This window comes from Corynebacterium suranareeae (genome assembly GCF_002355155.1).
Taxonomy (GTDB): domain Bacteria; phylum Actinomycetota; class Actinomycetes; order Mycobacteriales; family Mycobacteriaceae; genus Corynebacterium; species Corynebacterium suranareeae.
The window spans coordinates 152,003-165,243 of record NZ_AP017369.1 but is presented as its reverse complement, the minus strand read 5'-3'; the positions used below and the strand labels follow the sequence as shown (position 1 = coordinate 165,243).

Here is a 13,241-nt window from a genome sequence, read left to right as displayed (position 1 = left end):
CTCTCATCTTCATTTCATATTCACTTCATAGGGTTGAATACATGAAGAACGCAAAACTTTTCCTCGCGCTCATATCCGCTCCCCTTATCCTCGCTGGCTGCAGCTCCACCGATTCCGGAACAGCAGAATCCACCATTTCCAGCGAAACTGCTTCTGCAGTAGATGCCACCACTTCTACCTCCTCAAGTACCACCACCTCTGCCGTGATTGATGACGATCCGGTATTCGACATCATCGACATCGTCCTTGCCCAATACCCCGACAGGATCATCACCGACATTGACCGCGAAGACTCCTCCGATCAATACGAAGTCGATGTTGTGGTTGGCCAAGAAGTCCTTGAACTTGATGTCACCACCAGTGGCCAGATCCATACCGACGACCGCGACAACGATGATGATGACGACATCCGCGAAGCTCACGCAGCCACAGTCACCGCAGCTCAAGCCATTGGCCTAGCGCTGGATCAATACCCAGACGGAATTATTGATTCTGTTGAATTAGACGAAGACGACGGCCAGCTGAAATGGAAAATAGACCTCGATGACACTTCCGACAATGATCTTGCTGACGTTGAAATCGCAGCAGTTTAAGCACGCGCACGGAAAGCCACTCGCCCGATGATTAGGCTAAGAACTTGTGCAGTTTTTGTCGCGTTCCAATCTGAACGTATCGGCGGTCAGGTTCAACTGATCCAGTTTTCTGGCGAAGTACTCTGATCGGTGCTGTTGCAAAGTTGGGGCAGTAGGAAGACAGGCGTGAAATAATCACAGCCATAGGTATCTTCTCCGGTCGTCATTTCCCTCGCGAGGTCATCCTGTGGGCGGTGCGCAGGTCACTGCCGCTACGGCGTGAGCTGACCTAAGATCTGGAGGAAATGATGACTTCAGCCGCGGCGTGCCGGTCGATCACACCACGATTCTCACCGCTGGGTCCAGAAATACGCCCCTGAGCTGGACAAGCAAACACGGTGGTACCGGCAGGTACCCGACTGGCAGGCCAGTTCCTGGCGGGTGGATGAGACCTATATCCGGGTCGGCGGCAGGTGGTGCTACCTCTGATCTGGCGATCACCGCCGGTGGCCAGACCCTGGACTTTTACCTCTCTCCGAAGCGGAACGTGGCCGCAGCGAAGCGTTTCCTGGCCAAGGCCCTCAGATCCACTGCGTCAGCCGGGTATCCCAGAGTGATCAACACCGATAAAGCACCCTCCCTAGCCAGGGCAATCGCCGAGTTGAAGTCAGAGGGAATCTGCCCGCCAACAGTGGAACACCGGCAGGTGAAATACCTCAACAACATCCTGGAAGGCGACCATGGTCGGCTGAAGCGGATCCTCGGGCCGAAAGGCGCGTTTAAGAACTTAGACATCTGCATATCGGACGTTGAAAGGGATGGAAGCGATGCACTCCTTGCGGAAAGGTCAGGGGACGATGTTTGCTTACGGGCAACCGAACCCGGACGCGGTGATCGTCAGCCGGGTCTTCGAGATGGCCTGAGAACGCTGAGTCGCAGAGACCATGGAGAAATGAAACTCGGGCGTTCGTGGCCCCTCCACCCGACTTTGCAACAGCACCTTCTGTGCGAAGGCAAGGTGCACGTTGCGGTGGAAGCCGATTTAGCTTTGAGAGCTACCCCTGCGGTCATCGGACGGAAGGAACCGCAGCGGCTCTCCTGGACACCACGGATGACTCCCGGGGAGACCAACCGCTCTTAAGAGAAAGTGGCTCTGATGCACACCATCACTGGCTCTCATGACCGCGAATATTCAGCTCCGTCCTCAAGCCATCTCACGATACTTTCCAGCTCAGCACTAATTTCACTCCACGGACAATTAAGATCCAGCGTTCGAGCACCAATCCTGTTGCCCTGGATAACTACATCCAGATCAGGCTGCTTTACTGCCTCTGTGCGTGCGTAGAGAAGCAGGCCACTGACCGAGCCATTCTGGTCGACATCTGCATTCTTGGCGTAAGCCAATATTTGGTAAAGATGCGCTGAATGCACTGTCTCTTTTCCCGACATCCCACTCTGCATCGACTGACTGTAATATTTCGCGTCGATAATAAGTGTGCGCCCCGCTTTTCGGAGCGTGAGGTCTGTGCGCATTACTGGCAACTGCTCCGCCCCAAAAGCACTGCCGTGATCATAGTGCCATGACAGAACAGACCCCTTAGGCGAGAGATCAGGGTGATGGAAGCGATAATACTCGCGCAAAAATCGTTCATACAGGCTGCTCATCACATCATCTGAAAGCCACGAAGCAAGCTTCATGTTCCCAGCACCCTGGGCAGGAAGAAGCCCACACACAACCAGCTCACAGACACCCAACAAAAGCCGATATGAAGCATTAGCGCGATGATAAGTAAGCGTGTTCCAACGGATAGATTCTGGTGAAATCAGAGTTACTTCTTCCAAGTAAGGAAGAAGTTTCCGCAGCTGCTCTCTGCGTCTCTTAGCAACTTCCCCGTGTCGAACGAGAAGCACAATAACTGACTTTAAGACCCTGTTATGGGGTGTGTCGGGCTCATATTCATCGAACTCACACACCACCCTGCCTCTGCCTGTAGAGCACGTAGCCACGGTGCCAGTAATATCGATGCGTCCACGGATGGTGGAAAGCACCCCAGTGTGACGAATGTAGTCACGATGTAGCCCCTGCTTGATCTGTCTATTGATACCTCTCACAAGTATCTCTGCAAAGAGGTCATGCAAGTGATCGAACGGCTCGGTGGATATAGGTTCAGTGTTTTCCCTGTTCAACGTCCGAAAAGCGTAGGCCATCATCACATAAATGTTGCGTATGACAATGGGCCCAGTAATCATGCGACCACTGCCCGGAGCTTATCTGCCCATTGCTCAGCCTTAACAGGTTCATCAAACCAGTATTCGTTGAGTAGAGGGATAATTTCGTCTTCGACTACGGAATAAAGCCAGGCCTCATCAGCGTTGCCTACAGGTTGAGAGAGGAAACTGTGCCCGATCGCAAAACCTTGCCCAAGGGTGGGATCGTCAATAATTTCCCTATTAAGGTCAAGAATCACCGATACAAGACGATTAAGCATTGGGTTATCAGCACTTTGAATCCACTGAGCAAATCCAGCAGATTCGTAGGCAGGGGCGAGCTCGAAGAATCCGAAGCGGCGTCGCAATGCATAATCGAGCACCGCGAGGCTACGATCAGCCGTATTCATCATGCCGATAATATGGACATTGGCAGGAATGGAAAAAGTCTCATTTTTATACAGAAGTCGTAGTTCCTGGCCGCGCTTATCTGACTCAATGAGCATGAGTAGCTCACCAAAAATCTTGGAAATATTGCCGCGGTTGATTTCGTCAATGATGAAAAAGTAGGGCCGGTCCGCATCATCTGCCCGAGCTTTTTCACAAAATCGGTAGAAGGGGCCTTCGGAGATAATGAACCCCCCATTTTCAGTAGGCCGGTATCCCATCATGAAATCTTCATAAGAGTAGCTCTGATGGAATTGGATCATCTGCACTCGACTGGGATCTTTTGTTCCCATAATGGAGTAGGCGAGACGTTTAGCGGCGTAGGTTTTACCTACTCCGGGAGGACCTGCGAGGATGACGTTTTTCTTGCGGCCCAGCAAGGATCGCAGCCGGACATACCGAGTCTCGGAAAGATAGACTTCACTCAGAAAAGCAGCTTTGTCATAAATCGGGGCCGTGGAAGGTGACACCAGCTGTTCTGTATCCACTTCATCAGTGATGAGTGCTTCAAGCTTTTCTACATAGTCATGATCTTTGGTGATGTCGGTGAGCGTTTTAGTTACCGCATCGCCAGGATGGTCCCACTTTCCAATATGAGTCCATTTTACTGACCTGACATGGCGATATGATTCACGTTCCGGTTCAAAACGAGCATTAGACGTGATCTCCCCGCGGCCAACTATTTTCTGTCTACCTTCTTTGGCATAAACAATATCTCCCACGGTCATATCATTCTGGAATTGCCAGAGCGCTAGAGTCGCATTCGTCTGCGACCCACCGGCCCCATCGACATTGAAGGCCTGCCGAATCGCTTCTCGACTGGGATAGGTCGAGAGATCGTCCAGATCATCCCAACCAATCGCCATAATCGACTCAGAGGAAAATTCATCCCACTCTGAGGCTTGTGGCCCCGGAGAATACAGCCAGTAATGTCGCGGACGTGGTTCAGCAAGCTCAAGATCTTCACTATCTTCAGATGCTTCTGGCTGAGGTTTATTATTCCAGCGTTCCACGACACCTGGTGACCAAAAATCGAAAGGCTCTTCTATCTCCAGAGCTAAAACTCGTCTGATAGCAAGTAGATCACTATCGATTGCAGCTGGGGTACTGCCTGTAGCTCCGCCGATCAGATGAGCGAGACCATTGCGAATCTCCGTCTTCATGCTTGCAGCTGAAATCGGCTCGAATGCCTGAGGGAAAGCAAGAAACTGCAATGCATTTCGAATATCAGAGCGGTCAGTGCCAGAAGCCAACATGACTTGTTGAAACGCCCACGGGTTATTCTTCGCTGTCTCACGCTTGTCTTCTGGAAGTTCCTTCCAGTGTCGGACAAACGTTGCTGCCCAAATTAGATGTCGCCATAATGCGCCGTTATACCAGGATCCGGGGTCAAACCCAGCGGTTCTGACAGGACGAGAAAGCCACGTTGCCATCGGATCCTTAATCGCCACGGGTGGATCAAGGTGGGCAAGAACTCGTTCGACGTGAGCTAAACGAGTAGTCGGCAACGCCACGTACAGTGCATGCTCACGCAAAAAGACTAGCTCTGCTGCAAGGAGAACTACGGCTCGCGGTGCACCATCAAGTTGATGATCAAGCTTATCCCACTGCCCTTTATCTGAGCCAAGAATTGGATTATCGCCAATCCTTGCCCGCAGATCTTCCGCAGCCTCAGCCGTCCAAATAGTCTCAGTGGGATCAATGACGGACTGACCATCGCCAAGCATGTGCGCTATCACCTCGCCAACTTGGTGCGCAATCTCGATATTGGCAGGCTGCCGTGATGCCTTAATTACGGCATCGGGCATGTGGACAGAGTCGTCAGTGGCCATATGCCCATTCTGCACGTTTGCTGTTTTCTCCGCCCATAACTGCACAATGAGGGGTGAGCAGGACGTATGTATTCCTAACGAAGCACTGCTAAACCTGTCTTGGCATTCTTAGACCCTGAGCAACAGGTAGTCCAAAAAACCCAGATTGACCATGTGGAACAGGGAAAATAAGCCCCGATCGAGCGTTTCACATGGGTATACCCCAGAGCAACAGGTGGCACACACCCTAAAACCGCTGTGACTTGCAGCTTCGTTTGGCGGTTTTTCCGCAGCTTCGAATGGCGGTTCAGTCGACGCCGATGGCAACACCTGGATAGGCCACCCGGGCGCTCGGGATGGGCTTATTAGAGGCCGAAGGCGCCGCCGCTGACGAGGATGAAGATGCCCAGGCCGATCAGGACGATCGGGAACAGCACGTGCTCCCAGCGCTCAAGGACTTCTGCGATGGGCGGGCGGGTGGCCACGAACTTTGCCAGCAGGACCAGGCCTGCCACCAGGACAAGGAAAACGATGCAGTAGATGATGACGGCGGCAGTGTCCACGTTGAGGAAGACCGGGACGTAGACACCGATATTGTCGCCACCGTTGGCAAACGTCACACCGGCGACGGTCAGCACACCCACCTTTTTCCCGGCGATCTTCGCATCATCATCGTCGTCATCGCTTCGCCAGGCCTGCCAGGCCGCCCATAGTCCCAGGGCCAGCGGAATTAGTCCGAAGTACGGGATCGTCTCAGCAGGTAGGAATGCTCCTGCCCCCAGCGTGACCAGGACTGCGGCCGCGAGGATGCCCATGAAGCCGAGGTACTGACCAACCAGAATCCGAAGCGTGGTCCCTTTTTGCCCCGCCCCGCGGGCAAAAAACAGCGAGAGCACGATGATGTCGTCGATATTGGTGGCAATAAACAGACCAATCGCCGACAGTAGACCGGTTACCACTACGCACTCTCCTGTCCAGTGACACACCCAGGTACGGCGCATCCGGCGTCGATGCATTCGGCGTTGTCATCGACGGCCAGGGTGATATCCAGCAACGCGTTCAACGCCTGCACCAGATGAGCATCAACGATCTCGTAGCGGGTCTGTCGCCCCTGCGGTTCGGCAACAACAATTCCGCAGTCCCTCAGGCAGGCGAGATGGTTCGACACGTTCGAGCGCGTCAGTTCCAGATCCTGGGCGAGAGCGGCCGGGTAGGCCGGCCCCTCCAGCAGCGCCAGGAGAATGCGGGAACGAGTCGGATCCGCCATGGCTCGACCCAACCGGTTCATCACGTCTAGACGAGAAGCAATAGTCAGCATGTGCTGAACTATACAGCTGTTGCTGAACTAAATTCAACATGGGGTGGCGTCGTTGCCAGAGGTCGTCTGCACTTTCAGGCTGAGGCCTTCACTGCGCAAGAAGGAAGCAGCTGCCTAGTTGGCGGTGTTCCCGACGTGATTTAAAGGTGAGGGCTATTGCCGGCAGCTTCCGGCCCAGGCCAGCGGCGACCCACGTACCGATCAAGGTGTCCCACTTCCTAGGAAGTGGGACACCCTTAATGAAACCAATTGAAAATGCATAGTCCCAAGAGAAAACTGTTCCACAAGCTATTCCAACGAACTGTCTCACGAACCCTGCTACAGAATAGACTTCCGGTACGCTGTGGTCATGGATATTGGTTACGCCCGGGTTTCCACCGCGAAACAAGACCTCGACCGCCAGATCGATGCGCTCCGTAAAGAAGGTGTTGCGGATAAATACATCTACGTCGACAAGAAATCCGGATCCACCACTAATCGGCCCGGACTTCAGCAAGCCCTTGAGCAAGCCCGCGCGGGTGATGTCATCGTCGTTCACACCCTCGACCGGCTGGGCCGCACCGTCCGGGACACTCTCAACTTGATCCATGACCTTCAGGAGCGTGAGGTCGGGGTGCGCACCCTGGCCGATCCCATCAAGGTCGATTCCTCGAATCCGAATGATCCGATGGCGCAGTTGGCGGTGGTGATCCTCTCGCTGTTCGGGCAGATGGAACGCACCTACGCCGTCGAACGCGCAGCCCATGCTCGGGCGGTGGCCGAGGCGAAGGGAAAACGGGTGGGCCGGCCCAGTGTGGTGGACCCAGACAAACTCCGATACGCAGAACACCTGCGCAACGAGGGGTACTCGATGAGCAAGATTGTGGAGAAGACCGGCATCACCCGCTCCAGTCTCTACCGGCACCTGCCACCCCGGCCGGTGGAGCCCCACACCGCCGCAGGCATCCCTGACACCTCACACCCCAGCCTGCGGTGAGGGTTGCTGAACGGGACTTCTGACACTTGTCGTCTTGTGCACGCATGTAGTGACCAGATAGTGGTCAGGAGGCGTGTGCACAGCCCTGCTGACTAGGCCGTGTTTGTGCCAATCGCCTTCTGGCCCTGACAACGATATTTTTCGATGTGTGTCACATAAACGATCGTTTACGTGACATTCTCGACCGACATGTGCACACCTACGAAAATTGTCACTTAACGCATAATTTATTCTATATTACTCAAAGGGTTCCAAAGGACAGTAAAGTGACGGGAAATTCGGGCAGAATTTTCTGCGAGGGAAATCCTTAGTTTGACCCATGACATTCTTTGTACCTTTGGAGAAAAGGAGCATGACCCAGCCAATGTGATCATGCAAAGCCTCGCTTACTACCGATGCCTGAAAGCATGGGCTCACCCTGGCTCCAACATCGAGAGCTGAGTGCAGCTGTATCGTGAGATACAATCCCGGCGTGTACTTCGCCATTGCGCCGTTCCCCGTGGAAATAGTGAACCCAGAACCAGAATTCTGGACCGCCTCAAACGTTTTTGCTTCGCTTGCCTTAGTTGCATCCATTTTTACTGCGATTTGGCAATGGTGGAGCAGCGGAGCGAGGGTAAAACTGGATTTTTCCGTCTATGGGTCGGAAGTGATTCCAGAAGGCGATAGAGATTATCCCAAGGCCTCTTTGATCGTGATTGCTAAGAACGCAGGAAGAACAGAAACTACGGTTACCGATCCACTAATCCACACCGGGGAACTGCCGCGCCTCAGATGGACCACCATGTGGCTAGGCTCATGGAGACACAGTGGGAGCGGTAAAGGGCAGCACTTCCCAGTGGGAGATATCGCCGAAGTCGAGATCCCATTGGCCCAGATTATGGGGTTCACGCCCGCCGTTCACCAGCCGGTCAAAGATCTTAAAATCGAAGTAGTCACTGCCAACAAAGTATTCAACAAGAAACTTCCTAAAGATGTTGCGAGGGTAGTGCAGGGGTGGGTCGATCAATGCAGCCAGCATAGAGAAACCAAGTTGGAAGAGTAATTACCTGCGATTTTAGTAATTGCGGCAAAAGTTTTATAAGTCCTAAAGGGATCTTTAGTTTTCAAATTCCCACAAAGTGGAGAAGACAACCTCGTGGCCTGGAAGCACATCGTAAACATAATGCTCCCACCTTGGTTCCTCTCGGAGGGTGAGCTTTTCGTATGGAAGATTTGTCACTGTAGGAATCGGAGCATTCAGGTATTCAAAGCGCCGAATGCTTTCCTCGGCTGTAGCGGGCAGAATGACCTCTTCGCGGGTGATCGGCTGCGCCATAACGCCGTTTTGGTCTACAAGGAAAACCTCAGTTTTGCCCTGTGGGTAAGTTACCATGTAGCAAGTGGACTGCTCGGTGCTCGGCACTGGTCTCTTACGGTCGCCAGCCCGGAAGTATGACAGCGCACTCCCCCATCTCCGGAAAACTCTGAGTCGAAAGTTCACATCGGTCAGGCCGGCTTCATAGCTAGAAAACTGTTCATCCCAGCCACCTCGAGATTCAAGACCCGCTCGACCGAGAAAAGCAAGTGCAGTGATAGGCCGCCTTGTTCTGGTTTCAAAGGCTTGATCGGCTAGAAACTCTACAAGAGCGTTGACTGTCTCCACGCAAGTGCGCAATTCACTTGAGGTGGGTAGATACCCATCATGGATAGCTTGGTTTCGAAGATCAGTGACGTAGGTGATCCACCTAATAATGACCTCGGGGGTGTTACGGCCCCACCCTGAGTAGAACTTCCCCAGTTCGTTCTTAACAAGATCGACGATGCCTCGGGGGCTACCTCTCTGGTTTAGGAATTTGCTTGCCGCTTCTTCTGGGCGCAGATTCTGCTCCCAAAGGTTGTGTTGCAGAAGTTCATCCAATAGAGACTCACAGGCAGAGGCATACAGGATGATTGCAGTCCGGTAGTTACCTTCCGCAAAAAAGGTCAGATCAGCCTCGCGTCGGAAGTCACGATAGGTGATGAACGGTCCTGTGGTGGATAGATTTACCAGTGCAGCATCGATCCAGGTGTCCAGTTGAGCATGCTCCTGAGTGCTGTCAGGAGCGATAGGTATATTCCAGTTGACGTTGAAGATGCTGAAGCTTTCCACATCCGGTAGATCGGTCTTGTCGATCATCTCCCACGGTTTGGTATCAGAGGTTGCGATCGGAATCATCGGGGGAAGCGATTCCCTTGCCACGATCCTGAGCGGTTCATCCAGGGCCATGGCGATTGCCCGGAGGAGAATATTTAGCTCCGAGACTGCATAGTCGAAGGCCCTAGTTATTTCGTCTGGGGCGTCATTGTTCAGATCCTGGGCAGCGACCAGGGGCGCGTAATCCAACTCCACCATGGCTTCAACGACCGTCTGATGGGCAGTGCGCAGGATGCCAGGAGGACTTTCTTGCCGGGGCTGGGTATGTGTCCTCTTGGCGGCAATCTCGAAACCGGCTTCCATCGGCAGGTGCGGAGAACCCTGGAGTACACGCTGATGGAAGATGAAGTGTGCGCTGTCTGTGGTCGGGGCGATCACCCCTTCCTCTGTCTTTTGCTGCCCAGATGGGTATTTGGTCTTATTGAAGCCGTCAGGCACTGGGAGCGCCCGGCCAAGCGGGATAAAAAAGTGCACTGTTGAACCCATAGTTATAAGTCTCCATCGTTGGATTCGGCATCGGGTATAGCTGCATCTGGATGGTCTTCTGTCGGTTCCTTGTCCCAAGCATCGAGAATCTCTCTGTGTACCCGAGCTAGGACCTCAAGCATGTGGCGGCCGGTGACAATATTCTTGTCTGCCGCTGGGTCACGAATCTCTGTTGGGACAATGGTGCCCACCAAAGCGAGCAGGAATGTGGATCCGAGAATGGCCGGAAACGCGAGACCATCAATAGTCGGTCCGCCGTTGTACCCCATTACACCTGTTTCATCTGGTTTTAACGTGAGATGACATCCACTATTACTCACTCGATCATGCTTTGCGAGTGCATCCGTCGCAGGATCTTCAGCTAGGAGACATGCCCTAGGACCCGTCGGGATATTGGTTACCCGCCTTCCGTGTTTTTAGTATAGCCGGTCACAACCAACCGAACAGTGGCGACGTTTCACCCGAGACGGCCGCCCTGGCAAGGAGGACACATGAAAGCGTTGACCTGGCAGGCGTCAAACACGGTGAGTGTGGAGGAGGTTCCGGACCCACAGATCCAGGAGCCCACCGATGCGGTCATCCGGGTCACCTCAACTGCCATCTGCGGATCTGACCTGCACCTCTATGAGGTGCTGACCCCGTTCATGGACAAGGGCGACATCATCGGCCATGAGCCCATGGGCATCGTCGAGGAGGTCGGCTCGGCCGTCACTCACATCAAGCCCGGGGACCGGGTGGTCATCCCCTTCAACATTTCCTGTGGCCACTGTTTCATGTGTCGCCAGGGCCTGCAGTCGCAGTGTGAAACCACCCAGGTCCGCGAATACGGCACCGGCGCCCAGTTCCTCGGTTACTCGCGGCTTTACGGCTCGGTGCCCGGCGGGCAGGCGGAGTACCTGCGCGTGCCGCACGCGGACTACGGGGCAATCAAGGTTCCCAACGTCGGCGAAGACGAGCGCTACCTGTTTCTTTCCGACGTCGTGCCCACCGCCTGGCAGGCCGTGGACTACGCGGCAGTCCCCGACGGCGGCTCGCTGGCGGTGCTGGGTCTGGGCCCGATCGGCCAGATGAGCGCCCGGATAGGCAAGCACCTGGGCTACCGGGTGATCGCGACGGATGCAGTGCCCGAGCGTCGCGCCATGGCCGAGCGTTACAGCATTGAAACGCTGGATTCCTCCGAGGACGGCGTGGCGGAACAGCTCAAGGACCTGACTGACGGGCGTGGCCCGAACTCCGTGGTCGACGCCGTTGGCATGGAGGCGCACGGTTCGCCGGTGGCCAGCGCGGCGCAGGCAGCCGTCGGCAAGCTGCCGTCGCCGCTGGGCCGCAAGGCAATGGAGAGGGCCGGAGTGGACCGGATGAGTGCGTTGTACACCGCCATCGACTCCGTTCGCCGTGGCGGGACGATCTCAATCAGCGGCGTGTACGGCGGCATGAAGGACCCGATGCCGATGATGACGATGTTCGACAAGCAGATCCAGCTGCGGATGGGCCAGTGCAACGTGCGCTCCTGGACCGAGATGCTGCTGCCGCTGGTGGACGACCCGTCCGATCCGCTGGGTGTGCTCGACCTCAAGACGCATACCGCGCCGTTGGAGGAGGCGCCAGCGATGTACGAGAAGTTCCAGAAGAAGCAGGACGGCTGCATCAAGGTGGTGCTCAAACCGTAAATCCTGGACGTGTCGTCGGACCTTAGCCTTCACGCGAGGCTTGGGTCCGCCATCACTTGAAGACGGCCGCAATGCATGTTCTATGCTGCCACTCGTAAAGCAGAGTAGGCCTTCGGCAGCATGGAGTCGCTTGCCGATGTTAGAGACGATCGCACGAATATATGGTGAGCAGGGTTGTTCACACGTCTTTTGACCATTATGTGCTTAGGGTCTATGTGTACAAATGGGGTCAGAAGTCCCGTGCACAACAAGACCTGCGCTGTAGCTGCTGGGCAGGATGGGCGAGCTCGTCAACCGGCTGATACCGGAAAGGCCGGCTTCCGCACTAGGGTGTGTTTGATATGCGCAGTGAGGTGAAGTCGAACTGTTTGAAGGCGCTGCCGGAGACTCTTGCGCTCTACAACGTGAGTGGTAATGAGGACTACCTCGTCCACGTCGCGGTGTCTGATAGTACAGCGCTGCAGGCTCTGATCATTGACAAGTTTCTTGCCCTGCCGCAGGTCGCGCATTGCCGGACCCAGCTGATCTTCGGCGATCCGTGGGCAGCCCCGTTACAGCACTCTCCAGAGTGACGCAACGCTTCCGGAATTAGAGCGCATCACTTTAGCCTGCGGCGACCCACTCACGACCTTCCCGGCAACTGGTGCGGTGGTTGTTCCGCAACCTCGCTGGGCGGATGCAGGTACCCCAAGAGACCGGGCCTGTGGGCAGAGACAAAGCCCTGGAATGAACTCCTGTCACCAGGGTCATTCCAGGGCATATTTCCCTGACTAAGAGAAGCAGTGACACAGAAGGTCTACCTCAGCGTGGGTCCTGTGGGCGTGCAGGTTCCGTGTGTGGCTGGTGTGCTGCGGCATGGTCGGCAGTGATTGATGACCGACTCTGGAGCGGGTGCCTTGTCTGGTCTTGCGGTTCAGGGTGGGTGGACTATTCGGCGGGTTGGATCTCGCTCTCGGTGACCCATTTGTGGTTGATCATGGTCATCTCCCCGGTGTCAATGTCGACCATGTAGACCGTTTCCTGCGTGGAGTAGTCGATGGTGGCGGTCGCGCCCTGCATTCCCGGCATGTGCTCGGCGTTCAGGACCACCTCGGTGCCGCCGGGGAGCGGTGCCTCGCCCGGGTCGACAAGCTCCTCGTGCACGACCCACCGGTGATCGGTGACCGGCTCACCACCGTCAGTCGGGGTGTAGCTGACCGAGTAGGTGGTGGTGTCGAAGGCCCCGGAGATCGTGGCCTGCGCACCGTCCATGCCCGGCATGTGATCAGCCCTGAGCATCACCTCGGAGCCGACCGGGTAGGTCGGATCCGTGGCTTCAGTGATGCCCTCCGGGGGCGGGCCACCGTCTTCCGGGTGCTCCATGTCATGACCACCGTCGTCGGCAGTGGTGGTGTCTTCCTGGTGGGTCTCGTTGGTCTCTGCGGTTGCCGTCGTGGTGCTGGTGGTGTCGGCATCGTCGGAGTTGTCGGTGGCGTCGCTGCAGGCGGTCAGCGCCAGGGTGGAGGTCAGTACCAAGGCGGCGAGGGTAATGCTGCGTTTCATGAGCGTTCCTTTCAAAGGTGGTGTGAGTTAGGGGT

General features: G+C 55.3%; 13 protein-coding genes and 1 pseudogene. 7 read left to right on the top strand and 7 right to left on the bottom strand.

Features of this window, described 5'->3' with window-relative positions; translation table 11 throughout:
• Positions 1–41 precede the first annotated feature (41 nt).
• Both N24_RS00795 and N24_RS00790 read left to right on the top strand, forming a co-directional pair.
• Positions 42–593: a PepSY domain-containing protein gene (locus N24_RS00795; protein ID WP_096453468.1), complete on the top strand. Its 552-nt coding sequence runs from the start codon at positions 42–44 to the stop codon at positions 591–593.
• A gap of 182 nt (positions 594–775) precedes the next feature.
• Positions 776–1,495: pseudogene (locus tag N24_RS00790) on the top strand (IS6 family transposase).
• Positions 1,496–1,748: 253 nt separating this feature from the next.
• Here N24_RS00790 and mcrC read toward each other — a convergent pair.
• From mcrC to cmtR, 4 genes are all read right to left on the bottom strand, one after another.
• Complete coding sequence (gene mcrC / locus N24_RS00785) at positions 1,749–2,822, bottom strand: 5-methylcytosine-specific restriction endonuclease system specificity protein McrC (protein WP_003859009.1); 1,074 nt, start codon at positions 2,820–2,822, stop codon at positions 1,749–1,751.
• Positions 2,819–5,059, bottom strand: coding sequence for an McrB family protein (locus N24_RS16500; protein WP_231910776.1), 2,241 nt, complete (start codon positions 5,057–5,059; stop codon positions 2,819–2,821). The genes mcrC and N24_RS16500 overlap by 4 nt, the downstream gene beginning before the upstream one ends.
• Positions 5,060–5,403: 344 nt before the next feature.
• Positions 5,404–5,997, bottom strand: a complete 594-nt coding sequence (locus N24_RS00770; RefSeq protein WP_096453466.1) for a cadmium resistance transporter — start codon at positions 5,995–5,997, stop codon at positions 5,404–5,406.
• Positions 5,997–6,356: a Cd(II)/Pb(II)-sensing metalloregulatory transcriptional regulator CmtR gene (gene cmtR / locus N24_RS00765; protein WP_011896450.1), complete on the bottom strand. Its 360-nt coding sequence runs from the start codon at positions 6,354–6,356 to the stop codon at positions 5,997–5,999. Before cmtR ends, N24_RS00770 begins: the two co-directional genes overlap by 1 nt.
• On the opposite strand from cmtR, the gene N24_RS16190 reads away from it, so the two are divergent.
• From N24_RS16190 to N24_RS00755, 3 genes are all read left to right on the top strand, one after another.
• Positions 6,357–6,500 (top strand): hypothetical protein, encoded by a 144-nt coding sequence (locus tag N24_RS16190; protein WP_157736378.1) that lies wholly within the window; start codon positions 6,357–6,359, stop codon positions 6,498–6,500.
• A gap of 205 nt (positions 6,501–6,705) precedes the next feature.
• Positions 6,706–7,332 carry a recombinase family protein gene (locus N24_RS00760; protein WP_003859028.1) on the top strand — a complete coding sequence of 209 codons (627 nt, stop codon included), beginning with the start codon at positions 6,706–6,708 and terminating at the stop codon, positions 7,330–7,332.
• Between the two features lie 472 nt (positions 7,333–7,804).
• Positions 7,805–8,377: a hypothetical protein gene (locus N24_RS00755; RefSeq protein ID WP_096453464.1), complete on the top strand. Its 573-nt coding sequence runs from the start codon at positions 7,805–7,807 to the stop codon at positions 8,375–8,377.
• 54 nt (positions 8,378–8,431) lie between these two features.
• Here the strand turns inward: N24_RS00755 and N24_RS16410 are convergent, their stop codons facing one another.
• Together N24_RS16410 and N24_RS00745 are read right to left on the bottom strand one after the other, a co-directional pair.
• The gene (locus N24_RS16410) at positions 8,432–9,886 is read right to left on the bottom strand and encodes a hypothetical protein (protein WP_231910774.1); all 1,455 of its coding nucleotides are present in this window, start codon (positions 9,884–9,886) and stop codon (positions 8,432–8,434) included.
• A gap of 110 nt (positions 9,887–9,996) precedes the next feature.
• Entirely contained in the window at positions 9,997–10,314 is a 318-nt protein-coding gene (locus tag N24_RS00745) for a hypothetical protein (protein ID WP_231910772.1), read from the bottom strand.
• A 171-nt stretch (positions 10,315–10,485) separates the two neighbouring features.
• Between N24_RS00745 and N24_RS00740 the strand changes: the two genes are divergently transcribed.
• Positions 10,486–11,664, top strand: coding sequence for a zinc-dependent alcohol dehydrogenase (locus N24_RS00740; RefSeq protein WP_096453460.1), 1,179 nt, complete (start codon positions 10,486–10,488; stop codon positions 11,662–11,664).
• A gap of 341 nt (positions 11,665–12,005) precedes the next feature.
• On the top strand, positions 12,006–12,236 hold the full coding sequence (locus N24_RS00735; protein ID WP_096453458.1) for an Lrp/AsnC ligand binding domain-containing protein: 231 nt from the start codon (positions 12,006–12,008) through the stop codon (positions 12,234–12,236).
• Between the two features lie 355 nt (positions 12,237–12,591).
• Here the strand turns inward: N24_RS00735 and N24_RS00730 are convergent, their stop codons facing one another.
• Positions 12,592–13,206 carry a YdhK family protein gene (locus tag N24_RS00730; protein WP_096453456.1) on the bottom strand — a complete coding sequence of 205 codons (615 nt, stop codon included), beginning with the start codon at positions 13,204–13,206 and terminating at the stop codon, positions 12,592–12,594.
• Between the last annotated feature and the right edge of the window lie 35 nt (positions 13,207–13,241).